The sequence below is a fragment of the Staphylococcus durrellii genome (genome assembly GCF_015594545.1).
GTDB lineage: Bacteria > Bacillota > Bacilli > Staphylococcales > Staphylococcaceae > Staphylococcus > Staphylococcus durrellii.
In genome coordinates, this window is the sequence record NZ_JADIIO010000001.1 from 2,343,854 (window position 1) to 2,366,839 (window position 22,986).

25 protein-coding genes and 1 pseudogene are annotated in these 22,986 nt (G+C 30.9%); 7 read left to right on the forward strand and 19 right to left on the reverse strand.

Annotation, left to right across the window (positions count from 1 at the left end):
• Positions 1 to 151: 151 nt before the first annotated feature.
• A pseudogene (locus ISP02_RS11350) lies at positions 152 to 517 on the forward strand (GNAT family N-acetyltransferase); the annotation flags it as partial.
• Positions 518 to 676: 159 nt separating this feature from the next.
• On the opposite strand, the gene ISP02_RS11355 reads toward ISP02_RS11350, so the two are convergent.
• The 5 genes from ISP02_RS11355 to pgsB are packed head-to-tail and all read right to left on the reverse strand — an operon-like array spanning position 677 to position 5,120.
• Positions 677 to 2,269, reverse strand: coding sequence for a gamma-glutamyltransferase (locus ISP02_RS11355; RefSeq protein WP_195721649.1), 1,593 nt, complete (start codon positions 2,267 to 2,269; stop codon positions 677 to 679).
• Position 2,270: 1 nt separating this feature from the next.
• Entirely contained in the window at positions 2,271 to 2,432 is a 162-nt protein-coding gene (locus ISP02_RS11360) for a hypothetical protein (protein ID WP_195721650.1), read from the reverse strand.
• Positions 2,422 to 3,492, reverse strand: coding sequence for a CapA family protein (locus ISP02_RS11365; RefSeq protein ID WP_195721651.1), 1,071 nt, complete (start codon positions 3,490 to 3,492; stop codon positions 2,422 to 2,424). The genes ISP02_RS11360 and ISP02_RS11365 overlap by 11 nt, the downstream gene beginning before the upstream one ends.
• A gap of 16 nt (positions 3,493 to 3,508) precedes the next feature.
• On the reverse strand, positions 3,509 to 3,961 hold the full coding sequence (pgsC, locus tag ISP02_RS11370) for a poly-gamma-glutamate biosynthesis protein PgsC (RefSeq protein ID WP_195721652.1): 453 nt from the start codon (positions 3,959 to 3,961) through the stop codon (positions 3,509 to 3,511).
• Between the two features lies 1 nt (position 3,962).
• On the reverse strand, positions 3,963 to 5,120 hold the full coding sequence (gene pgsB, locus ISP02_RS11375; RefSeq protein WP_195721653.1) for a poly-gamma-glutamate synthase PgsB: 1,158 nt from the start codon (positions 5,118 to 5,120) through the stop codon (positions 3,963 to 3,965).
• Positions 5,121 to 5,500: 380 nt separating this feature from the next.
• Here pgsB and ISP02_RS11380 point away from each other — a divergent pair, with 380 nt between their 5' ends.
• On the forward strand, positions 5,501 to 5,719 hold the full coding sequence (locus ISP02_RS11380) for a hypothetical protein (protein ID WP_195721654.1): 219 nt from the start codon (positions 5,501 to 5,503) through the stop codon (positions 5,717 to 5,719).
• A gap of 231 nt (positions 5,720 to 5,950) precedes the next feature.
• Here the strand turns inward: ISP02_RS11380 and isaB are convergent, their stop codons facing one another.
• The 6 genes from isaB to ISP02_RS11410 form a co-directional block, all read right to left on the reverse strand.
• Positions 5,951 to 6,469, reverse strand: a complete 519-nt coding sequence (gene isaB / locus ISP02_RS11385) for an immunodominant staphylococcal antigen IsaB family protein (RefSeq protein WP_195721655.1) — start codon at positions 6,467 to 6,469, stop codon at positions 5,951 to 5,953.
• Positions 6,470 to 6,833: 364 nt separating this feature from the next.
• Positions 6,834 to 7,280 carry a GNAT family N-acetyltransferase gene (locus ISP02_RS11390; RefSeq protein WP_195721656.1) on the reverse strand — a complete coding sequence of 149 codons (447 nt, stop codon included), beginning with the start codon at positions 7,278 to 7,280 and terminating at the stop codon, positions 6,834 to 6,836.
• A gap of 13 nt (positions 7,281 to 7,293) precedes the next feature.
• Positions 7,294 to 7,713 (reverse strand): FosB/FosD family fosfomycin resistance bacillithiol transferase, encoded by a 420-nt coding sequence (gene fosB / locus ISP02_RS11395; protein ID WP_195721657.1) that lies wholly within the window; start codon positions 7,711 to 7,713, stop codon positions 7,294 to 7,296.
• 35 nt (positions 7,714 to 7,748) lie between these two features.
• A complete protein-coding gene (locus ISP02_RS11400) occupies positions 7,749 to 7,967 on the reverse strand; it encodes a VOC family protein (protein WP_195721658.1) in 219 nt (72 codons plus the stop codon).
• 185 nt (positions 7,968 to 8,152) lie between these two features.
• A complete protein-coding gene (locus ISP02_RS11405; protein WP_195721659.1) occupies positions 8,153 to 8,548 on the reverse strand; it encodes a nuclear transport factor 2 family protein in 396 nt (131 codons plus the stop codon).
• A 155-nt stretch (positions 8,549 to 8,703) separates the two neighbouring features.
• Positions 8,704 to 9,525, reverse strand: a complete 822-nt coding sequence (locus tag ISP02_RS11410; RefSeq protein WP_195721660.1) for a squalene/phytoene synthase family protein — start codon at positions 9,523 to 9,525, stop codon at positions 8,704 to 8,706.
• Positions 9,526 to 10,521: 996 nt separating this feature from the next.
• Between ISP02_RS11410 and ISP02_RS11415 the strand changes: the two genes are divergently transcribed.
• On the forward strand, positions 10,522 to 11,589 hold the full coding sequence (locus tag ISP02_RS11415; protein WP_195721661.1) for a DUF418 domain-containing protein: 1,068 nt from the start codon (positions 10,522 to 10,524) through the stop codon (positions 11,587 to 11,589).
• A gap of 795 nt (positions 11,590 to 12,384) precedes the next feature.
• A complete protein-coding gene (locus ISP02_RS11420) occupies positions 12,385 to 12,687 on the forward strand; it encodes a hypothetical protein (protein WP_195721662.1) in 303 nt (100 codons plus the stop codon).
• A 170-nt stretch (positions 12,688 to 12,857) separates the two neighbouring features.
• Here the strand turns inward: ISP02_RS11420 and fucP are convergent, their stop codons facing one another.
• The 5 genes from fucP to ISP02_RS11445 form a co-directional block, all read right to left on the reverse strand.
• Positions 12,858 to 14,168 (reverse strand): L-fucose:H+ symporter permease, encoded by a 1,311-nt coding sequence (fucP, locus tag ISP02_RS11425; RefSeq protein WP_195721663.1) that lies wholly within the window; start codon positions 14,166 to 14,168, stop codon positions 12,858 to 12,860.
• 15 nt (positions 14,169 to 14,183) lie between these two features.
• Positions 14,184 to 15,104, reverse strand: coding sequence for a ribokinase (rbsK, locus tag ISP02_RS11430; RefSeq protein WP_195721664.1), 921 nt, complete (start codon positions 15,102 to 15,104; stop codon positions 14,184 to 14,186).
• Between the two features lie 15 nt (positions 15,105 to 15,119).
• Complete coding sequence (locus ISP02_RS11435) at positions 15,120 to 15,722, reverse strand: KpsF/GutQ family sugar-phosphate isomerase (RefSeq protein ID WP_195721665.1); 603 nt, start codon at positions 15,720 to 15,722, stop codon at positions 15,120 to 15,122.
• 158 nt (positions 15,723 to 15,880) lie between these two features.
• Positions 15,881 to 16,921 carry a LacI family DNA-binding transcriptional regulator gene (locus ISP02_RS11440; RefSeq protein ID WP_195721666.1) on the reverse strand — a complete coding sequence of 347 codons (1,041 nt, stop codon included), beginning with the start codon at positions 16,919 to 16,921 and terminating at the stop codon, positions 15,881 to 15,883.
• A gap of 43 nt (positions 16,922 to 16,964) precedes the next feature.
• Entirely contained in the window at positions 16,965 to 17,378 is a 414-nt protein-coding gene (locus ISP02_RS11445) for an RbsD/FucU family protein (protein WP_195721667.1), read from the reverse strand.
• Positions 17,379 to 17,669: 291 nt separating this feature from the next.
• Between ISP02_RS11445 and ISP02_RS11450 the strand changes: the two genes are divergently transcribed.
• From ISP02_RS11450 to ISP02_RS11460, 3 genes are all read left to right on the forward strand, one after another.
• Positions 17,670 to 18,086 carry an ester cyclase gene (locus tag ISP02_RS11450; RefSeq protein WP_195721668.1) on the forward strand — a complete coding sequence of 139 codons (417 nt, stop codon included), beginning with the start codon at positions 17,670 to 17,672 and terminating at the stop codon, positions 18,084 to 18,086.
• A gap of 934 nt (positions 18,087 to 19,020) precedes the next feature.
• Entirely contained in the window at positions 19,021 to 20,523 is a 1,503-nt protein-coding gene (locus tag ISP02_RS11455) for a BCCT family transporter (protein ID WP_408020136.1), read from the forward strand.
• A 108-nt stretch (positions 20,524 to 20,631) separates the two neighbouring features.
• Positions 20,632 to 22,011 carry an LLM class flavin-dependent oxidoreductase gene (locus tag ISP02_RS11460; RefSeq protein WP_195721670.1) on the forward strand — a complete coding sequence of 460 codons (1,380 nt, stop codon included), beginning with the start codon at positions 20,632 to 20,634 and terminating at the stop codon, positions 22,009 to 22,011.
• Between the two features lie 14 nt (positions 22,012 to 22,025).
• On the opposite strand, the gene ISP02_RS11465 is transcribed toward ISP02_RS11460, so the two are convergent.
• The 3 genes from ISP02_RS11465 to arsC all read right to left on the reverse strand — a co-directional run bounded on the left by ISP02_RS11465 (position 22,026) and on the right by arsC (position 22,984).
• On the reverse strand, positions 22,026 to 22,280 hold the full coding sequence (locus ISP02_RS11465; RefSeq protein WP_195721671.1) for a hypothetical protein: 255 nt from the start codon (positions 22,278 to 22,280) through the stop codon (positions 22,026 to 22,028).
• A 99-nt stretch (positions 22,281 to 22,379) separates the two neighbouring features.
• Entirely contained in the window at positions 22,380 to 22,469 is a 90-nt protein-coding gene (locus tag ISP02_RS13285; protein ID WP_195721672.1) for a PhzF family phenazine biosynthesis protein, read from the reverse strand.
• A gap of 119 nt (positions 22,470 to 22,588) precedes the next feature.
• Complete coding sequence (gene arsC, locus ISP02_RS11475) at positions 22,589 to 22,984, reverse strand: arsenate reductase (thioredoxin) (protein WP_195721673.1); 396 nt, start codon at positions 22,982 to 22,984, stop codon at positions 22,589 to 22,591.
• Positions 22,985 to 22,986: the final 2 nt, after the last annotated feature.

Genomic DNA, 22,986 nt, shown 5'->3' on the forward strand with positions numbered 1-22,986 from the left:
AATTAATTGTATCTTAAAATCAAATGTATTTTATAGTATAAAATGAATAATTGATTATTATTGTAAATAAATATGTAATAGTAAAACGAATTGAAGCTCGACCTAGTACGTAAATTGAGTATGGTATGGTATATAAAAACCGCACTGAGGCGGAGATGGATTTCATTGTGGCATTTGGTACAACAATCAACTCGTCGGGGTGATTGGTCTTCATTATATAGATTCATTAAATGAAAAAACTTCTATCGGTTATTACCTAGCCGAAGATTATCAACAATATGGCATTATGACTAAATGTACACAATATTTAATTAATTATTGTTTTGAAACATTAAATTTAAATCGTGTAGAAATACGAACTGCAGTATATAACGTCAAAAGCCAAAACATCCCTAAAAAATTAGGGTTTCAACAAGAAGGCATCATTCGCCAAGCTGAAAAACTTAATGGGCAGTACTCAGATAGCTATGTCTATAGTTTGCTAAAGTCAGAATTTGCACATTACGAAATTAAATAAAATCTCATTTTCATTTAAAATTTCAAAAATCATGAGTTATGCGCAAACTATATCAAACATTAAAACCCCCTTCACAACAAATAGACACTTTTCAGTGTCTATTTTTGAAGGGGGGGGGGAATAATTGTTTCAATCCGCTCTCGTTGATAATAATGTTAATTAACGATTACCAACATCTTGACCAATCTCAACAGATTTATTTTTTTTATTATAAATCGCACCTTGTACACTACCAAAGTTTGGATCATTACGTTTTTCTTCAACACCAAATCCTAGACTTTTGAAAATACTAACATCTTCCTTACTCGTTGCATTTTCGTAAAAAATCGTCCCCCCATCGTTGTAAAATCGAGGTTTATCTATGGAATTTTGTAATGTACCATTGCCTCTTAAATAATCAATAAGTACTTCATTTAATGTAGTGGGTATTTTATTACCGCCCGGTGTCCCAATGCCCATATAATAATCTGGTCCCACCACAATTGTAGGAGCAGTAAAAGACCTAGGTTCTTTATGCTTTCCTTTATAATTTGGGCTTGCTGGATCATTAGAGAAGTTGGATAGTGAGTTATTCATATAAAACCCTTGCTTCATATATTTACCTGAGCCGAAGAAACTTGATAAAGTATTTGTTGTACTCGTCATTTTACCGTCTTTATCGATAACTACGAAATGCGTAGTGCTTGTATTATCTACATTATTTGTATTGAAATTACTATTCATGTTTAATTCATTTAGTTTTCCTAACAAGTAATCTTGAGATAAATACTCATCAAAGTCTTGATCGTTGCCATTAACTATATCTCTATTACGGTACATCAGCGCTCTAGATTTTAACACTCCTGTAATATAATCAAGTCTATTATTAGCTGTTGCTCCCTGTTCGGTTGCTTCATCTACCTTTAAACCTTGTAACATAAGCGTACCACCAAGAGGATTGGATGCCGAATAAATTTTATTACCCATATAATCTGTACTCACAGGTTCTTTGGCTTCGGTACGATAGCTTTTGAAGTCTTTTTCTGTGAGTTTATTATCCATTTGCTTAGATATTTTATCACCTATATTATTGTAAAAATAATCAGGTCCTTTATCACGTATACCTTTAAGTGTCTCGGCAAGAGCTGGTTGCTTAATCACATCTCCCTCGCGTTTCGTTTTACTACCTTCAAAGAATGGCGAATTTCTATCAACGTCAGAACCATAGAGTTTCAAACTTCGCTCTAACTCAGAATCCACTTCAAATCCTTCTTCTGCTAATGGAATAACATCATTTAAAATGTCTTTTTCCGCCATTTTACCGCCAGCTTTATGTACATCATGCATCCCTTTGACAAAACCGGGAGTGCCTGTTTGATCTTTATTTTTGTAACCAAAAGATGAAATGTCTTTATATTGCCACTGTTTGGGAACGGTGTTGCTTTTACCATCGTAATAAAGCATTGCACCTCCGCCACCAAGCCCCGAGGAGTGAGGCTCAGTAATGGCCAAAGCATATGATACCCCGATAGAAGCATCAATAGCATTGCCACCTTGCTTTAAAATTTGGTTACCTACTTTTGTTGCGATTGGATTATTAGATGCTACACCGTATTTCTTACTTGCATTGGATTGATCATGATCCACAATTTTATTTTCATATAAATCATCTTTATTATAATTATCTTGTTTTGTAATAAAGAAAAAGATAATAGAAATAATAATTGTGAGGAGCAATATAACGATGAGCGTTTTTTTATTATAAATACTCATATTAATTTACCCCTTTAGATAAATATTGTTGGTTTTCTACTTTAAGTTCATAGTCTTCGTATTTATCCGTATCTTCATTTGATTTAACAAAAGTGATTAATAAGAAAATAATAAGGATGATTGATATAACTGTAATGGATAACCAGTGGCTTTTAAGATTCATAATGGTACCCTCCCTTCACTTTTTTTAATTTCACTGAATCACTATTAAGATTATTCAACAACTTAATTTCTTCAACTTTATTTGGATTTGCCTTTGAAATCTTGCCCCCTTGAGATTTAATCGGTGTTACAAGAAAATCCGACTTTTTACCATTCCACTTTTGTTGTACCGTGATGCCTTGCTGATTTTTGGAAAGAAAATTCTCAGATGTCACATTACCTAAACTATAAAATATATTTGTATGCTTATACTTTTCTACTTTTTGAATGACTGTGTTGTGACCAATGATTACGTTCGCCCCGGCATCCGATAATGCATGAGCATATTTTTGTTGTCGTGCTGTGACGTGTTTCTCATCTGGAATCCCCCAATCGACATTAACGACTACAACATCGTTATGTTCTTTTAGTTTTTTTATTAGTGGTATAAATATTTTTGGTTTTAAACTAATTGAAGTCGTATTTTTCAAAGGGTCCGAATAGTCGGATTCTACATCTGTGAAATCGACACTAGCTATTTTTCGTCCTTTTATATTTTGCTGGACAGTTTTACTATTTATAGGATTAGAACCATTCCCTGTAAGAAAGTTGTAACCTGCTTTACCTTCTACTACTTTTTGTAGATCCCTGGCTTGGATATTGTCCACTGAATTATTTATTAAATTTAAGCTCTTAATATTCAACGCTTTCAAATACATAATATTATCGATATTTTCTTTCATGTTTCTCTTTTGATCATCCGAAAATTTAGATAAGTGAAGGCTTGCTGTTGAATAATCACTCCCCTTCAAGATGTCTTTAATTGCACCAAATGTTTCATCAAGGTCATTTTTTCTAATATTCGAGTTCATATTGATATTACCTAAATAGGTTAAATTGATTTCATCGTTATGCGCAGGCATTGCTTCAACAGGCACATTTTTTTGTATCCTTAAAATGAATACTAAAAATACGATTGCCATTATTAAAACAATCAATGTAAAAATGAAATTATATCTTTTATGAAGTTTTGACCATTTCAGCACACGTTCATCAATTGTAAATCTTTTTGATTTCTTCATATTTACAAGCTCCTAACTAGTTAATAAAACTATAAAAGAATAAAATGACGTATGTAATACATGTCAATAACATACATGACGATAGCGTAATGATTACACCTTGTTTTTGAATTGTATTCGCGATGATTCCTGGAATAACAATTCCAATACCAGACATTTCAACCATTTCAAATGGTGTTAAGGGATAAATTAAGTCAAAGCAAAATTTTAATACCATACCTGTTAAAATCATTGCAGCAAACTTTCTTCTCCCGTATAAAATAACGTATCTACTAATACCATGGTTGACTATAAAATAAGTAATACAACTAATTATCAACACCGACAATAACATTACGGGTTGATCAAAAATCAAAGCTAAGTACCCTGGAACAACAAGTCCTGCCGGGGTAATGCCGAATTTTTCTGCAAATATTAGACTCAAAACGATGCCCACAAATAACGAGAAATATAATTCTGAACCTACCATATTATTTTATCCCTTCTATAAACTGCGCTATTTTTTTTCCTGGCCCATGAATATTACCTACACAGAAAACCAATGCATTTTCACATTCTGCATATAAGCCCTCTTCAACGTCTTTAAAATCGCTATTTTCATAATTTAGATATTTTTTATTCGGTTGACAATTCATGACCTCAGTTACCATTTGGGTACTTTTCCCAGTACAAATTAAAGTATCGAACGGTACATCTTCGATGAAATCGTCGACAAACATTTTTGTTCTATCGACTCTATCCGCACGACAATTTAAAACAATAATTCTCTTTTGATATGGGTAATTGTATGATTCTACTTTATCTAGAATCGCTTTTGATGATTTAGGTTCATTAGCAGCGAATGCATTAACATATACGTTCGTTGTGTTATTCGCATTAAAGTATTTAATTTCAACTGCACCTGAATCTGGCGGTGCATTTAACATACCTTGCAGTGCAACTTCTCTATCAACACCAAGAGCTTCAGCTACGCCCAAGGCAATGGCCACATTGTCTGGGAATACTAGATAATTGAATTTCCTTAAATATGATTCGGGCACTGTGTCTTTACTAACTACGATTAGTTTTGTCTTTCGTCTTTTCGCTATATTTGCAAAATATGAAGTAAATTCATCCTCCATAACAATAAGATGTCCTTTATACGGGATTGTCGCCGTAAAAGATTGCGCTACTTCTTTTAATGTTGGGCCTAATACATCCATATGATCTTCCATGACGTTAACTATCACACCTATATTGGCCTTCACTAAATCTTTCTGAAATGTAACCTGATAATCTGGATTAACTGCCATACATTCGTTCACAAGTGCATCCGCCCTTTGCTTTACAACTTTTTGTACGATGTCCCTTTGTTCACCAATATTCGCACCTTGGGGCTTTCTATATACTGGGTACTCTCTAGGAGTAAACCAATACAACATACGCGCGTCTGTGCCTGTAGTTTTACCAATAACTTTGTAATGATCTTCACGCAATATACTATAAATAAGCCTCGTTATAGTTGACTTACCTCTAATGCCATTGATATTTATGCGTGTTGCGATTTTCTTCAACCGCCGTGAGTGTTTTTTCTTTTCTACTATGCCTAACCACATAATCAATATCACGCAAATTATGATAAGTAACAAAGTTTGTCCCTCTCTTCATTAAGCTAGTTAATATTTAATTTTAGAATTAAATAACTTTTTCAACGTACATATCTCTAAATACATAAGATATCCAACGAATTTTGATTATTTTATTCTGTTATCGTCATACTATCATTTAGTTATTTATCTAGTTTTAATCATATAAATATTTTGTAAATATAATCTAAAGTCATATTTACATTTGGATTATATTCAATATTATCTATATTTATATTTATTTAACCTTTATTAAAGAATGATTAATAACGACTTATATCTAAAATGAAATATACTTTTACGCTTGCTTTACATTGGATTAAAACAGCTATGTTATTTTTTATTTGAATCAAAATATCAAGAGTTAAGTTAGGGAGGTAGTCATGAGTAAACCTGTTAAATTGGCAGTAGGCATTTATCTTGGGACAATTTTAATTTTATGCTGTGGATACTTAGTTTTAATACTTATAGGAAGTTTTCAAGGCAACGATATGCGTGGAGCCATTACAGACGCTAATAATACTAGAAATCTTGAAAGTGTCGGAGATATCGAGCAAGATTCACAATTTTGGGATGATAACCTAATCTTAAATATTCCTTAATTTTTAAATGTTATCGGCATAAAGAAACCACACTCAGAGATTGAGAGTGTGGTTTTTAAAATATTTAATATTGTAGTGCTGTTATACACCAACAACGTAACCGATTGTTGCTTCACTTACTTTACCGTTTACAACTAAAAAAGCACTCACTATAAAAACATAGTGAATGCTTAGCTTTATCTTGTAACTCTTACTTTAATGTATGAAAACTATCCCTTAAAAGGTAATATATTAGCCGCCTGCGCCTACACCGTAACCAATAGAAACGCTATTTATATTATTGCCATCAGTTTGGAACATAACAGCTTCTCCATTTTGAGAAGGTTGATAAACATATATATCGGCTGTTTTTTCTGGTGTTTTTACTTCACCTAAACTAGAACCATATGCATTTTTCAATTGTTGCACAGTTAATGTACCTTTAACTTTAAAACTAACTGAATTTGCACTTTTATGATCTTTACCTATACCTGTAAAATTTTGATCATATTTATTAAGTATGCCACTCCCTTGGTCCTCGGTAATTTTCACACCATTAAACGTTACATTGTTATGTTTAATGCCATCTATAAATTGCTTGTTTAATAAGAAACTTGGATCATTGCCAGCATATCCATGATAAGTATAATGTGGCGTTGTCGCTGCGTGTGCTATGTTATTTTGTGCTGATACTCCAGAGGCAGTTCCTACTCCAAATAATGTACCAAAAGCTACTGTAGTTGCTACAATCGTTTTTGTTGTCTTATTCATAATGAATCTCCCCTTTCGTTTATTACAAAATATTACTTTCTGATTACAATATTACACAATAATTACAAAGTTTCAACTTAAAACATGAAAAAATATAATTTAAATTAACTTATTAACCAAAAACAATAATATTTTATACAGCTATATGTTGCGTAGTGACGGCGTTTATTAAGCGTTGCACAATAGATGAAATTTCCGAGAAAATGAATTCACTATTTTTCATTTATAATTCATTTTTTGACAATAATAGTGGTAAGTCAGTCTATTTTTTAAATATAGCAGTTAAAAATCAAAAAAGATAACTGATTTTGGAATAACTTAGTATAAGTTCATTAAATCAGTTATCTGATACACTGTTATTTAGTTATAAATCTTTAACAAATCCTGATGATTTCTTACCAAAACCATTATATTGGTAAAAATTATGTGCATTTACACGTTCTTGACGATTACCACTGTTTAACGCTACTGCATCACAATTCAACTTAACAGCTAATTGTTCTGATTGTTTTAGTAATAACGTACCATTACCTTGTCCACGATAAGCGCTATTTATGACAAAAGCTAAAATACGCAAATAATGACCTGGCTTTTCCAAATTCATCATGTGACACATGCCACTAAACCCAATAATGTCACCTTTTCCATTGATTAGCAGCAACATGTAATAATCGTCGTGTTTATTTAATTTTTCTAAACGTCCAAGCAACTCTTCTTTAGTAGTCGGGTAGCCTAACTGTTCATATAAAATAAGAAAATTGTCTATTTGTTGTAGGTCATCATTATTAAATAATCTTGTAACGACACTCATCTAATCACCCTTATTATTTATAAAAACTCATATGTGGTTTAGCTTCTTTGTAATAGTTCATACGATCTTCTAAAGTTCCTGTATGTAATTCCAAATTATGACCATCAGGATCTAAAAAATAGATAGACCGTTTATCTCTCACATCTCTATCTCTTCCATTTAAAATAGTGACATTATTATTCTCTAACCAATTACACCATTCATCAAAATCTGCTTCGTCCACTGAGAAAGCTGTATGTGTATATGAATATTGAATATCCTTTCTCGGTATATCTGGTTCTTCATTTAAAGCAATCCATAGACTACCTATGTTGAAATACGCAGTAGTTCTGCCACTTAAAAGTAATTCCCCTTTTAGTATATCTTGATAAAAATGTATCGATGCTTGTAGATTACTTACTGAAAAACAAATATGATTTAAACCTTGAATCAATCATTACACCCCCATTTGATAATTCACAAATTAACTTATAATCCCTCATAAAATTCAATAATATTATCGTCTGGATTGGTCACGTGGAAGCATTTAATGCCCCATAACTGTCGTACTGTTGGTTCATCTAGCACATTAACATTATTTTTTAATGCGTTATATAATTTTTCAGGATTATCCGCTTCAATAATTATCATTTGTGTATTATATTGTTTATTCCCAAACTGGTCATCAAGCTCTAGTGCATCTGCCATCAACTATTGATCGAACAGCGACAAGTAAACACCATCAAAATTAAAATCTTCATAATTGCCCTGTCTATCACCAAAAACACACGGCGCCTTTAAAATATCATGGTAAGAATCGAACATATTTTCAAAATTGTCTGTGAGTAACCTAATATTAGTTATTTTCATAGCACCATCTTACTTCTTTTTTATTAAATACTACCTAATCCTTTTACTTGTTCGTCATATTCTTTAGTGAGCTCGTTACAACTTATTACCTTACCTTCATCATTGAATGTAAATACTGCATAAACCTCAACGTTGCCTATATTATTGTCCTTTTTCTCAACAATGACATCATATCTTAAAAATACAGTTTGTTTTTCTTCATCTATCAACATATCTTTAAAAGTTTCAATTGTTAAACTTTTTACTACAGCTTTCAGTTTTTCTAAATGTGCTTTAAATTCATCTATATTTGTTGTTATATGATCTGTTACTTGCACATATTCCGGCGCAAAATATGTGTCTACTTTATCTATATTCAGTGCAATCAATATATCGAGATAAACTTGTTCGATTTGTTGTTGTAACTGTTGTTTATTCATAATTATCCCCCCTGTAATTAATTTCATATTTCAAACAGCGAATTATATATTTACCCCTTAGCACTATATCTATAACTATAAAAACATTTTAAATAGCTATAAAAAGAAAAAACCAAATGCTATTAACATTTGGTTAGTCTTATCTTATATTCAATTTATGCTTCGTCTTGGACTTCTTTTACAGATTGCTCTACCTCATCGCGAGATACTTTTTCACGACCAGATTTCATAGCCTTTAATGTTTTATGTGCCAATACTAAAGGTAAACGACAAAACATCTTAATACTTCTCTTCTTGACTGCTTTAATGTATTCATCAGCTTTTGCTAAATTTTCTTCTGCATATTTAAATAAATCATCACGTGTCCAATCATCAGGTACAAAGCTTACTTTACGTTCATCTAAATCTTCTTGTTCATTTCGTAATATATTTACAGCTTGTAAACCACGACCATAACCAATCGCTAAATCTCTGTCTGTTTGTTCATTACCAAAAATGCTCCACAAATCAGACAACATAACACCTACCAAACCTGCAACATAGTATGTATATTCATCTAAATCTTCACGTGTATGAATCTCCCAATTTAATTTAGACCATTTAGACATACCATAAGCAGTTTCACTAGAATGCTCCATTACGGCAGGTAATGCCGCTTCAGGACACACTTTAATCCAATCACCTAAACGAATTGATACATCTGGTAGAATATCTTTTATTGGTGCAATGATAGATGCATACGCATTTTCATCAAATGGCTGTTTAAATAATTCACTTATTTGCAATAACACCGTATATTTCACGTCATTACTTATATCTGGATGATCTTCAATCTCATCAACTGCACGTAATATTAAATATGCTGAAGCGACTGCATCCTTTAAATCCTTTTCCAAAAAAGTAATAGGAATATAAAATGTACGACTTGTTGCTTTTAGCATGTTCATTGCATCTTTGTAATCTTTTTTATTTACCATTGCTATCACTCACTCCTTTTTATATGCTTAATTAACAATTTCAAACGTTTTAACAGTTCAAACTAACATAAATTGAATTATAATACCTCTTCAAGTCGAATTTTAAATACTAACCTTACAATGTTATTAGAAAGAATATAAACTATGTCATTATATTACTATTACGGCTTAACTCGTTAGTTATTTAAAGTTACTAGTTATTACAAACTTTAGAGAATTTAATTGCTAATACTTTTACAACTACTCTATTTGTGTATTCATATGTAATCAATGTGTCTCTAGTAATGTAAAACGCATTGTTTTTATTAGTTTTATAGTTTAATTATATCATAAGTTTTTGTACTGAAATATCAATGTCCACCATACTTCCTCTTGTAGACACTATTACTCTATTAAGTAAATCATAAGCGGATTTAATAAATTAAAAATTAAATATCATCTCATTTCAATTTCAAGATACTTTTATGATATACCTTTAAAACTATTAAATATATATTGCGCATAATCATGGTTTTCAGTATTTTTTAGTAGTGACAATGGCATGGCAACAATCAGATTTATCTAATGTTATAAATAATGTTTCCAGTTTAAATTGATTAAATAGTTTGGTTCAGAAAGTCCTTCTTTATAAGAGTAATCCAAAGTGTGATGTTAACTTAACTCTTCTCAGATCCTCTGCTGTAAGGCACATTTACTATGTATAATATAGCATTCATATAAAAGCTCGCTATAATCGTTTTTATATACTTGCTAAAAAGCATATGCACAATACTGTTTTTAAATTCGAGTACAATTATTACTACACAGTCTGCATAGATAAATTAGCATTCTTCTATACGCTTTAAATATGAATCTCCTCAAATAGCTTGTTATATACAATTAAATTTTTAAGATAGAGTTAATCTTTAAAGTGACAAAATTGTAAGGAAAAATCGATTTTCATTGGCTATTACTCCTTGTATAATGTGCTTTAAATTAAAAGAAAAGAGGAATTAAATGAGTGCAAAAAAAGGCACGGCTTCATTATCAAGGATTAATATCATTGATGTTATACGTGGTATAGCAATTATAGGTATTCTATTAATTAATATTCACTATTTCGAACCCTCTGGCATAAAAAGTATAAAAATTAACGCTTTTGACAATAAAATGATTAATTATATAGAAATGTTCAGCTTAAATAAGTTCCATTTTATATTTGCTTTTTTGTTTGGTGTTAGCACCTCTATTTTCATAAACAATTTGCAAAAAAAGAAATTAACTATTTGGATCCATATCCGCCGAATGATACTTCTCTTTATTGTGGGTGCACTCAGTTCTTTGTTATGGGATGGAGATATACTTAAATTATACGCCGTCATGGGTATAATTTTACTACTCTTCCATAGAGTGCCTACTAAAATAAAGTTAGGTTGTGGTATTTTATTAATTGCATTAGGTAACTTTTTACCTGTATTAATTAAGTTTATAGAAATAAGAGGTATTTATATTCCTAACTTGATTAATTCCTTTGTATTATTGATGGTTATGTTTTCAACATTAGGTCATATGTTATTAGGACAAGCTTTATATTATCTAGGGATTTTTACGAAACGAGCTTTATTGCCTAAATTAAAAATATACTGGCTCATATTTTTAATAATAACAATGATTTTATGGATTATTGCAATATTTATCGAAAACCAAAATATGTTGCACACATTTAATCAAAACAGTGGTCCGATTATTGGTATATTTTATATTTTATCTATTATACTAATATATCAATTTCGCCCATTTCAAAAAGTATTATCTTTGTTTATACCGTATGGTAAAATGGCATTTACAAATTATTTAGGTCAAACAATTATAGGTGTCGTTGTCTTAACACCAATATTTTCAAATTATACAGTTCATGTTTACGGCATGCTTTTATTATATGGAACCGTTATTGTATTCCAAATCATCTTTTCTTTTATATGGATGCATTATTTTTTATTTGGTCCTTTAGAATGGTTATGGCGTTGCGGAACATACTTAAAAATCCAGCCAATTAAAAGACCTAAAAATCATCTTTTCTTATAATAAAGCATATAGAAATAGCTCCCTCTTTAATGAATTGACCCCAATTAGTGTGAGTAATATAAAGACACTTTCGTTGAATTCATATAAAAATGAATTTATTCGGAGGTGTTTTTTCTATAAAAAAGTAGCGTATCAGTAGAAACTAAAAACAAAGTAATAGGTTTCACCAACATGTAGGAAAACAATATTCGTATGGAAAAGGAATTGAAGAAAGTACTATGATGATTGAACCAATTACTGTAACTTGATAGTTATAAGTCAAGTTCTTCTCATGTTCTATAACAATTTTGATAAATAAACTCGTTTTGACAGCTTTAATTGTCGCTTCTGCTATCGTGTTGTCATAAGGGTATCCTTTTAAGCTTAATAATCATTTTGTCCCAAGGTCGATATTACGGCTTCGATGGATTGATTGTAAAATTCTTTTCCGCAATCAGCATGACGTATTTTGACGTTATTTAATTGCTAATAAAGTATTTAACATAAGATAAAGGAGTTAAATATAGATGTACCTCAGGACGCTTAGCATTTATGGCCATACAACAGCTTTTGTCACTAATTTTTATTAATTTCAGTAATATATTTATTAGAGCAATACTCATCGCTAGTTCTATTGCATTAGTTTTAATATTTTTTGCCCAACTATCCGAAACATTAAATATTTAAAATCATTTAATAACCATATAAATCATTGAAATTGGAATATTAGTTTTACTTTTTAAGTGAGCAGAGTCATTGCTAATCTACAAGAGTATTATTACATTATAAGTGTATTAGAAATGTGGGGGGATACTAATGGGTAAAACTAATAAAAAAGAATTAGAAATACACAAAACAAATGAAACGCGTTCTAGTGGAATATCTAAAATGATTGAAGAGGGTGGATTGGGGGCAGATCAATATTATATTATCGACAAAAAGCAACCAAATCAAAAAATTTTAATAGAAAATATTGATCAGTTCAAAGAAGAAGTGAGTCAAACAAGTAATGATGATTTAATTGATTTATTAATATTAAACGCTCACGCAAATACTACTTCAAAATATAACCAAGCTCTAATCATTATCAAAAAAGAGATTACTAAGCGAATGGTATAAAACTATATTTTGAAATAGCTAAGACACCTAAAAGCTTAGGTGTCTTTTATTATGGCAAGGCGATTATAATCTTTAATAAGTTTAGTGTTAGTATTTATGTTAATTGATTCATCAGTTTCATATTACTTATAGCAAGTAATACAATATCAACGATAACGAATGCAATACTTTTAGCCTTTATATTTAATATTATATGATTTTTCGCTATAAAAATAAAATGTAATATACGCAAAACACAACATTGGCACTATAAATGATAATTGCATAGAACCAAATATATCAGCTGCTAAACCTTGAATTGCTGGCATTACAGCTCCACCAATGATTGACATGATAAGAATGGCCCCGGCAAATTCAATGTATTTGGAGTTAGTAACTTTTTCTATAGTTTTACCGTAAATAGTTGGCCAACAAGGCCCGAATAAAACACTTACAAAAACAGCTGCGTAAACAGCCGAAGTATTAGGCACAAGAGAAGCATATAATAAAACGATGACCCCTGTAATAGAATAGATCATTAGTATCCTATTTGCATCAAATTTTGATAACAATGAAGTAGCTATAAATCTACCTATGAAAAATGCAATAAAGCTAAATATCACAAAATTAGTAGCTAACCTTTCATTGATGTGGGGATTTACATCAAGCGCTAATCTTAAAGTAAATGACCATACTGTTGTTTGCAAACCCATGTAAATGAATTGCGTTAGTACCCCTTTTCTAAAGCCTTTATTTTTTAATAAATGCTTAATTGCTTCCTTAAAATCAACATTATTATTAGATTCTCCTTCTTCAGGTTTACATTCAGGAAATTTAATTACTACGAAGAGTACCATTACAACTACTAATACAACGATTAAAATGATATACGGCGTCATTGTACGTTGTAACATTTCAAGCCCAAATTGCGTGGCTTCCTTACTATTCATGACTGACATTTGTTTTTTTAGACTGTCCCCATTAGTAAAGATAAAATATTTACCAAGGATCGCCCCAATCATTGCCCCAATCGGATAAAAAGTCTGACTTAAATTAATTCTTTGTGTAGCTTTTTCTTTACGTCCTAATAATAAACTATAAGTATTTGCAGATGTTTCTAAACAGCTTAAGCCAATAGCTATGATAAATAAAGCTGCTAAAAACATACCATACGTTGCCATGTGAGACGCTGGGAAAAATAATGCACACCCTATAATATACATAAGCAATCCAGTTACAATCGTCAAACGATAGCTTGTTTTTTTAACTAGTAAAGCAGCAGGTAAGGCAAATATAAAGTACCCTCCATAAAATGCACTTTGAACAAACGCTGAAGCGAAATTACTCAAATCAAATATCGTTTTAAATTGAGCTATTAACACATCGTTTAAACTAGCAGCTGCTCCCCATAGTGGAAATAGCAAAGTTACTAAAATATATTGCAGTACTGGCGTTTTATTTAAAAACCCATCACGCTTTGTTTCAATTGTACCTTTCGACATTTAAAACACCCCTAATTATTTTACAATTTCTTTTAAATTTTCAATGTCTTTCCATGTAGGTAATGAAGGCTGAGACCCTAACTTTGTTACTGTACATCCAGATGCTTTAATCGCTGATTCAATAGTTTGGTCAATATTCCAGCTCTTAGATAAGCCATATGCTAAAGTGCCTATAAAAGAATCTCCTGCAGCTGTTGTATCTATAGGACTAACTTTAATTGAGTTAAAGTATTTGAATTGGTTTTTATTCACAAAAATTGCCCCATCACCCCCTAGCGTTATAATGACATTTTTATAACCAGCGCTTATCAAAATATCGGCTGCTTCCTTTGCATCTTCGATATTATTAATCGTCTTACCAGTCAACAAACCACTTTCAACTTCGTTTGGTATAAAATAATCAACTTTTTTTGCTATACTCTGATCAAAATCTTGAGCAGGTGCGGGATTTACTATAATGGTTTTATTATAATCATAAGCTATATCTATACATTGATAGACAACATCCATTGGTACTTCTAACTGAAGTACAATAATATCCGCATCTCTAATTAATTTTTCGTTATTCATAATATCTATGGTCTTTAATGCTAGGTTTGCCCCTGGGACAACAATTATTTTATTATTACCATCATTATCAATCGTTACATTACCTACTCCTGTTCTAGATATATCATCAAACAACACGGATTGATGTGCTATTCTTTCTTTTTTTAAACTCTCAATATGCTCTTTTCCAAATTCATCATTTCCTAACTTTCCTATCATGCTTACTTCTCCACCAAGTCTTGCAGCTGCTACAGCTTGATTTGCACCTTTACCTCCAGTATATTTTTCGTATTGTTCTCCAATAAAAGTTTCGCCCGTGTTTGGCATTTTTGAGGTTCTAAACACAAAATCTGTCATTAAGCTTCCTATTACTAATATTTTTTTCATTATTAGACCCACCTCTTATTTAATAATTCCATCTTCTTGTAATTCTCTGCCTAAGGCGCCACCCGGGTGATATTTTCCAAAAGATTGTTTTGAAAAACCCTTCATTTGTGAGACCGTTAATGCAATTGCATCTCCTATAACTAAAGTAGCTGTTGAGCTATTTGTTGGAGCTAAATTATACTTATCTGCTTCTTTTTTTATTGGTATTTCTATCACAATAGAAGCATTCCTACCTAAAGTAGATCGTTGAGACTTTGTGATAGCAAATATTTTTGCACCAATAGAATTGATAGATGATAAAACGTTTAATACTTCTTCCGTTTCACCACTATTGGATATTGCAAAAACAATATCTTCCTCACATATCATGCCTAAATCACCATGAATAGCTTCAGTTGAATGAACAAAAAATGATGGTGTGCCTGTACTAGCAAAAGTTGCAGCTATTTTTTTACCAATATGCCCTGATTTTCCAACGCCAAGAAATATAACCCGACCCTTACAATTTAAAATTTCAGTGACGCATTGTTCGTAACTATTATTGATACTATTTTTGACATCATTAATCGTATTTATTTCTGAACTAAATACCTCTTCTAGCAATTTAATGGATTTCATAAAATTTCCTCCTTTGTTTATGCCTATAGTAATCGATTACTATTAAGTCAAAAGTTAACTATGTTTATTTGGAATATTTATATCTGTCGTTAGTAATCGATTACTACAAAGTTATAACATTTGTAATCGCTTACATTAATATCAAAAAAATATAGTTCTTAATTACTATATTTTTTTAGTCGCTTAATTGAATTTCCTTCAATGATTTCACTACGTTTTATGTCAACTTGTTCCTTAGATTGATTTTCTAACTTACTTAATATATTGATAGCTATTGCTTCTCCCATAGATAATAAATCTTGTTCTAGTGAAGTAATCTTAATTTCAAATAAATTATTATTAGCTAAAGACCCGTAAGAAACAATTGAAACATCTTGTGGTATATTAATTTGGTACTTATCAAATACGCTAAGTACACCTTTAGTCATAACATTGTTACAAATAACCATTCCAGTTGGTAATGCAAGATCGTTATACAAGTGTTTATCAATGATATCAAATGTAGTGACTTCTTTGAACTGACCATTAAACATCCACTCTTCATGGAAAGTCAATTGACTTTCAGAGAGCGCTGATTTAAAGCCATTCAAACGTTCAATACCAGTACTCGTATTTAAACTTCCAGTTACTATACCGAGCTTTTCATGTCCTTGGACTATTAATTTTTTAGTCAATTCATAAGACTCTTTGAAGTTATTAGTACCAATGTAAGGTAATTGTTGATGTTCATCCATTTTTCTATCAATTAAAATAATAGGAATATTTCTCTCTTGTATCTCTTTTAAATTAGTTTTTTTACTATCGCAAGGAGATATGGCGATGGCATCAATATTTTTACTTAGTAACATACGAATAATTTCTTCTTCTTTTTCAATTGACTCATCAGTACTGCAAGTTATCAAATTATAGCCTTTATTAAATAGATATTTATCTATCTGTTTTGCTATAGTCATATAATATGGATTTTCAATATCTGCTACAATAATAGCTACTAAATTTGATTTTTGTGATCGCAAACTTTTAGCTACTAAATTGGGCTCATAATTTAATTGTTCAAAAGCATTTAATATTTGATCCCGCGTTTCAGAACTTACTGGATAATTATTATTGAGAACTCTTGAAACTGTTGCTGTAGAAAACCCCGTATACAATGCAATATCTTTCATTGTTACATTATGTGCTTTACTCTTTTGATTCATTAATAATCACCGCTTAATAATATTTCAACTGTTAATAAAATAATTATGAAACGACACCTACTGTCAGCATAATATTCGAATAAGTCCTTGTATCTCCAGTATTGATAACTAAAGTAATATCCTCTTCATTTGCCATCTCATAAAATTGCTGACGACTATAAGTCGTGAGTAACTTATCTTCTGCTATTTTGTTGAATTCACTAAAAATTTCAGGCGTTTTTCCTTCGTCTGGCTCCATAACTTCAATTTTTTCTATATTTATTACAGTTAATATAGATTTTAACACATCTGTGACCAAAGGTAAGTTAGGAGCGAACCCTAAATAGATCTTTTCTGCACCTTCATTAGCGTTTGTCATTATAGGATAATTACCGTCAGCAATCAATATTTTATTGCCATGCCCACTTTTAGCCAGTGATTTTAATATTTGTTGATGATTGCATTGCCCTTTTATCATGTTTCACCCCTCAAAATCATTATAGTAATCGATTACTAAATGCAAAATTACATTAAAAATGTTTGTTTGTCAAATAAACTATAATGATTACAGGGTATTAAGCGGTGTGGAAAATAGATAACCATAATTTAAATTATTAAAGGGGATCGATTTTAGAAACGAGTAAAACAAGTTTTTCTTGTTTTGATACTATATAAAAATAATTTTCAAAATGAATAAAAGGATTAGTGGATTTGATATCGCACTGGTGTTATATTACACTTTCGGTAAATAGTTAAAGGAGTGGTAATTGTGAATAATAAAAAAATTTATAACCTTTGGATAGATGCATGGAATAAGGACGTTGATATCATAGATATAATTGCACATGAGAATTGTACAATACATCAAGAAAGAATTGATGAAAAAAATTCAAAAGAAATAAGAGGCCCAATGGCACTTAAAGAATTAATAAATACGAGTAAAGACTTTTTTAAAAATTATAAAATGTCTTTAGTTGTCGACCCTATTGTAGATAACGATTATATTGCAGCTAGGTGGCGTTTTACGGGGATATATAATGGGAAGATGGAAGGTGCCAAGGCAAAAGAAGGTACAAAAGTAAGTTTTGAGGGTACTGATATTTTTTATGTAGAACATGAAAAAATAAAAGACTATTGGGTCTCCTCTGATGGTATTAGCTTTATGAAGCAGTTACAAGTTTTATAAGTGTATAAAAGGGCCTATTAAAATTGGCCCTTTAAAATTAGAAACTTAAAATCAGCAAAATTATCACTAGCTAGTTATATTTTTTACTTAATATAACTGTACCAATCGCAACAATAATCATTAAAGATAGCGCTCTGTAAAAATATATGATAAATCCAGATAAGGAACTTATTTTATTTCCCGTTATTTTAGTAACAATAAATAAGGGATTTTTGTGACTATAATTATTAAAATATCAAAGAAGCATTTCCATTTTTTGATATTTTAATTTTTTACTGTCTTGAATGATTTATTTTTCAAATAATCGTCTCCTTTTAAAAGTTCATCTACTGTAACATTAAATATGTCACTTATGATCAATAGTTTTTCAATATTTGATTATCCATTTTCGTTTTCCCAGTCGATATAGATTGTCTGCTTATGTATAATCCGTTTGCTAAATCTTCTTAGAATAAATTACCTTCTCTACTTTTCTTTTTTGGCTTTTTATGAAAATCCAAGTTTATTACGTCCCTTTATTAAAAATATTATAGGTAAACTTGATTAATTTTGTAAGCATCTTAATTAACTATCTTCAATTTAATCAAACCAAATTTTGTTCCTTCTTTTAAGCACAAGCTCTTTTTTAGATTCACAAATCATTGTGAGTTCTGATTATTATTTATCTACAATTGTATCTTACAAATCAAACTTATCTAGATAATGTAAATAAAAATAGGTGCCAAATCCGCACTAAGAAACTCCTCACTCTTTGCTGTAAAGCACATTTACTAGCTACCATTTCCCTTATATATTAGGTGAGTTTATTCTAATTTATCAAGTGAATTGACAGATCTTTACGAATGTTATATTCTTTAAATAATATTATTCTAATCAGAATTATATGATTTAATTAGATTGCACTTCTTATTTCTGAAAAATGAAGGGAGATCTCGTGAAATTAAAGTACAATTTTGTGTTTTTAACATCTCTTAGTTTTTGCATTATCTTTATTGTATTTGGCGCTTTATTCAATAAACAATTTGAAATAACAACAACAGCAATAACCGATTTCATTGCCGTGAATTTCAGTTGGTATTATTTGATTTTAGTAGTTTCTTTATTAATTTTATGCGTATACCTATTATTTTCAAACTACAGTTCAATTACGTTAGGAAAAGAAGGAGAGGCACCAGAATTTTCGCTAATTTCATGGTTTTCCATGTTATTTTGTGCTGGTATGGGCATGGGGTTAGTATTTTGGACAACTGCCGAACCCATCAGTGATGCTTTTGTTTTAACACCAGAGCATCCAGAAGGATCAAAAGAAGCAATTAAAACATCCCTGCAATACTCATTTTTTCATTGGGGTGTACATGCTTGGGGTGTTTACTGTATTGTAGCTTTAATATTTGCTTATTTTAGTTTCCATAAGGGGTATTCTGGTTTGGTAAGTGCAATGTTAAAACCTATACTTGGTGACGGCATTTCACAAAAAGTGATAGGCAATCTAAGTGATATATTAGCTGTTATTGCAACAGTAACAGGTGTTGCTGCAACACTCGGCTTTGGTACAGCTCAAATCAACGAAGGTCTACATTTCTTATTCGATGTTCCTTCCAATTTATTTATACAAACAATTATCATCATTGTGGCGACGATTATTTTCACAACTTCAGCTTGGTCTGGTATAAATAAAGGAATTAAATATTTAAGTAATATCAATATGTTACTTGCAGTCATCATACTCATTGCCGTCTTTATAGTAGGTCCAACACTCTACATATTGAATATGTTTACTGATTCATTGGGCAACTATTTATCAAATTTTATTAATATGAGTTTGAATTTAACAACAAATTCAAGCGACAAACAATTTTCCTGGATGAAGAATTGGACAATATTTTACTGGGCATGGTGGATTTCGTGGTCACCATTTGTAGGTATATTTATCGCACGTATTTCAAGAGGACGTACAATTAAAGAGTTTATTTTAGGTGTGTTACTTGTTCCTTCATTAATATGTTTTATATTTTTTGCAGTATTTGGTGCTTCAGCAATATATTTACAAGAAAATCATATTGCTAGAATATCAAGTTTTGATACAGAGACAGCAACATTTGGTGTACTAGCCCATTTTCCTCTAGGCTTTATTTTAAGTATTTTAACGATTGTTGTAGTAGCAATCTTTTTTATTACATCTGCAGATTCTGCTACTTATGTTTTAAGTATGTTAACGAGTAAAGGATCTATTACTCCCTCAGGTATCGTTAAAATTAGTTGGGGCATCATATTGGCATTATTTGCGATTATTATGTTTTATACAGGTGGTATGCAATCGATTCAGAATTTAATGATTATTACAGCCTTGCCTTTCTCCTTTATTATAATTTTGTTGATATTGTCTTTTTTAAAGGTCATACGACAAGAATTAAAAGGAGACAAAAACCGCAATTAATTTTTTTGAAAATTCGAATAATTTACACTTCAATAAACCTCATGACAAATAAAGATACCAACTTAGACTTATATATTTATTAATTTTAAATTCAAAGGGGTCATTAATATGTCAAAAAAACAAATACATTTTAACGGGTTTGTACAAAATTCACCTTCTCCTTATTCTTCTGGATTATGGAAACACGAAAAGGATATAGGAGAGAATCACATTGATTTGAATTATTGGATTGATCTTGCTCAAACACTAGAACGTGGTAAATTCGATTCTATATTTATCGCAGATGTTTTGGGCACATATAGTGTTTATAACAATTCATATGATACTGCTGCAAAATATGCAGTTCAGTTGCCATCGCATGAGCCAACTGCAGTTATTTCAGCAATGGCAGCCGTAACAAATCATATTGGGTTTACTCCTACGATATCTACGACGTATTCCCAGCCTTATAGTTTGGCTAGACAGTTATCAACTTTAGACCATTTAACGAATGGCCGTATTGGTTGGAATGTGGTTACATCTTACCTAGAAACAGAAGCTCAAAATTTAGGATTGAAAAAGCGATTATCTAAAGAGGAACGTTATAAACGTGCTGATGAATTTTTAAATGTTTCATATAAATTGTGGGAAGATAGTTGGGACGAGGGTGCTGTAGTAAAAGATACTTATTCAGATACTTATTCGGAACCTAGTAAAGTTCATAGAATAAATCATTTAGGTGAATACTTTGATATTTCAGCACCGCATTTAGTTGAACCCTCTATACAAAGAACTCCAGTCCTTTTCCAAGCTGGCGCGTCTACTCGTGGAAAAGCATTTGCTGCTAAACATGCTGAAGCAGTATTTACAAAACATAGATCGTTAGAAGATTTAAAAAGTTATATTTCTGAAATGGAAACAAGGGCTTGCGAATATGGTAGAAATAAAGACGATATTCGAGTATTTCCAATGGTATTACCCATTATTGGAAATACTGAAAGCGAAGCATACGAAAAGCATGAAAAATTAAAAGAATATGTAAGTTATGAAGGCGTTGCTACACTACTAAGCGGTCACACAGGTATTGATTTATCTTCAATTGATCCCGATACGTATGTAGAAGATTTGAAAACAGATGCCATTCAAGTTGACCTTGATCATTATGCCAAAGATCCTAACCACAAATGGACTTTTAGGGAAGCAATCAAAAATCACGCAATTGGTAACGGTGCTGTTAAATTTATAGGGACCAAAGAACAAGTAGCAGATCAATTTGAAAAATGGTCTATTGAAGCTGGTGCAGCAGGATTTAATATCACACAAGCTTATGGTATTGGTACATTTGAAGAATTGATAGATGAAGTCATACCCGTGTTGCAAAGTAGAGGATTATATAGAACAAATTATGAAGGACAAACACTTAGAGAAAATATATTTGGAAAAGGTCATCAAACAATTAAAGATACGCACCCTGCTAAAAATAATCACACACTTAAATTTCAAGTATAAAAATTATAATATTGTTATTCTCGAAACCTCTTAGTGTTTAGAAGAGGTTTCTCTTTTAACATAGAAAATAAGTTTTTATTATCTAGTTTTATATTTTTAAAAACATCAAGCCTTTTTATTGGAGCAAGACATTTCCAAACGCCAGTAGTGCCGTATACAATAGGCAAAGTATCATCGAAGTTCTCTTTATTAATATCTTTTGAGTGAGCTAAATCTTCTTTAGAACCTTTGAAAAGTACAAACGGTGATGTTATATGATAAATAGTCATATAATTTTTTAATCTATAAACAAATATATATTTATAGATAGAATACATACATTTTTTTCTATTGTGACCTTTGTTTTATCTGGCGTAAATCTTTTGTTTTCACGCATAAAGCATCGCAATTGTTGCATGACCACAAAGATTCATTTCATGACCAGGTGTAAAAAAGTATTCTACAATCTGACTTTTCATATTTAACTGCAGTCACAAGTTTTGAAGCTTAAATATACAGGAAAAGCCAATTATGTCAGTTTTAAAGTTGTATGGTACAAATATTGTATGTTAAATGGCAAGGTAATCCTTATCTATGATTAGCTTAATTTAAAATTTTCAATTGCTAATTTAATCTCATCTCTAACACGTTGGAATTCTGACCACTCTTTACCTGCTGGATCATCAAAACCCCAGTGTTCTTTTTTTACGTTTGATGGTAAGGAAGGACAATTATCGTCCGCATCGCTACATAACGTTACGACCAAATCTGATTTTTTTAAGATATCACTATCAATCAAGTCTGATGTATGGTTTGATATGTCAATATCTACTTCTTTCATAGCCTCCACTGCTTTAGGATTAACGCCATGTGTTTCAATACCAGCAGAATAGACATTCCAATCCTCACCTAATATTTTCTTTCCCCAACCCTCAGCCATTTGGCTTCGACACGAGTTGCCAGTACATATAAAATAAATTGTTTTCTTATCCATAA

Bases quoted from the DNA above. Each gene is read 5' to 3' on its own strand.
- ISP02_RS11355 (WP_195721649.1), bottom strand. From the start codon at position 2,269: ATGAGTATTTATAATAAAAAAACGCTCATCGTTATATTGCTCCTCACA.
- ISP02_RS11360 (WP_195721650.1), bottom strand. From the start codon at position 2,432: ATGAATCTTAAAAGCCACTGGTTATCCATTACAGTTATATCAATCATC.
- ISP02_RS11365 (WP_195721651.1), bottom strand. From the start codon at position 3,492: ATGAAGAAATCAAAAAGATTTACAATTGATGAACGTGTGCTGAAATGG.
- pgsC (WP_195721652.1), bottom strand. From the start codon at position 3,961: ATGGTAGGTTCAGAATTATATTTCTCGTTATTTGTGGGCATCGTTTTG.
- ISP02_RS11380 (WP_195721654.1), top strand. From the start codon at position 5,501: ATGAGTAAACCTGTTAAATTGGCAGTAGGCATTTATCTTGGGACAATT.
- isaB (WP_195721655.1), bottom strand. From the start codon at position 6,469: ATGAATAAGACAACAAAAACGATTGTAGCAACTACAGTAGCTTTTGGT.
- ISP02_RS11390 (WP_195721656.1), bottom strand. From the start codon at position 7,280: ATGAGTGTCGTTACAAGATTATTTAATAATGATGACCTACAACAAATA.
- ISP02_RS11400 (WP_195721658.1), bottom strand. From the start codon at position 7,967: ATGGCAGATGCACTAGAGCTTGATGACCAGTTTGGGAATAAACAATAT.
- ISP02_RS11405 (WP_195721659.1), bottom strand. From the start codon at position 8,548: ATGAATAAACAACAGTTACAACAACAAATCGAACAAGTTTATCTCGAT.
- ISP02_RS11410 (WP_195721660.1), bottom strand. From the start codon at position 9,525: ATGGTAAATAAAAAAGATTACAAAGATGCAATGAACATGCTAAAAGCA.
- ISP02_RS11415 (WP_195721661.1), top strand. From the start codon at position 10,522: ATGAGTGCAAAAAAAGGCACGGCTTCATTATCAAGGATTAATATCATT.
- ISP02_RS11420 (WP_195721662.1), top strand. From the start codon at position 12,385: ATGGGTAAAACTAATAAAAAAGAATTAGAAATACACAAAACAAATGAA.
- fucP (WP_195721663.1), bottom strand. From the start codon at position 14,168: ATGTCGAAAGGTACAATTGAAACAAAGCGTGATGGGTTTTTAAATAAA.
- rbsK (WP_195721664.1), bottom strand. From the start codon at position 15,104: ATGAAAAAAATATTAGTAATAGGAAGCTTAATGACAGATTTTGTGTTT.
- ISP02_RS11435 (WP_195721665.1), bottom strand. From the start codon at position 15,722: ATGAAATCCATTAAATTGCTAGAAGAGGTATTTAGTTCAGAAATAAAT.
- ISP02_RS11440 (WP_195721666.1), bottom strand. From the start codon at position 16,921: ATGAATCAAAAGAGTAAAGCACATAATGTAACAATGAAAGATATTGCA.
- ISP02_RS11445 (WP_195721667.1), bottom strand. From the start codon at position 17,378: ATGATAAAAGGGCAATGCAATCATCAACAAATATTAAAATCACTGGCT.
- ISP02_RS11460 (WP_195721670.1), top strand. From the start codon at position 20,632: ATGTCAAAAAAACAAATACATTTTAACGGGTTTGTACAAAATTCACCT.
- ISP02_RS11465 (WP_195721671.1), bottom strand. From the start codon at position 22,280: ATGACTATTTATCATATAACATCACCGTTTGTACTTTTCAAAGGTTCT.
- ISP02_RS13285 (WP_195721672.1), bottom strand. From the start codon at position 22,469: ATGAAAAGTCAGATTGTAGAATACTTTTTTACACCTGGTCATGAAATG.
- arsC (WP_195721673.1), bottom strand. From the start codon at position 22,984: ATGGATAAGAAAACAATTTATTTTATATGTACTGGCAACTCGTGTCGA.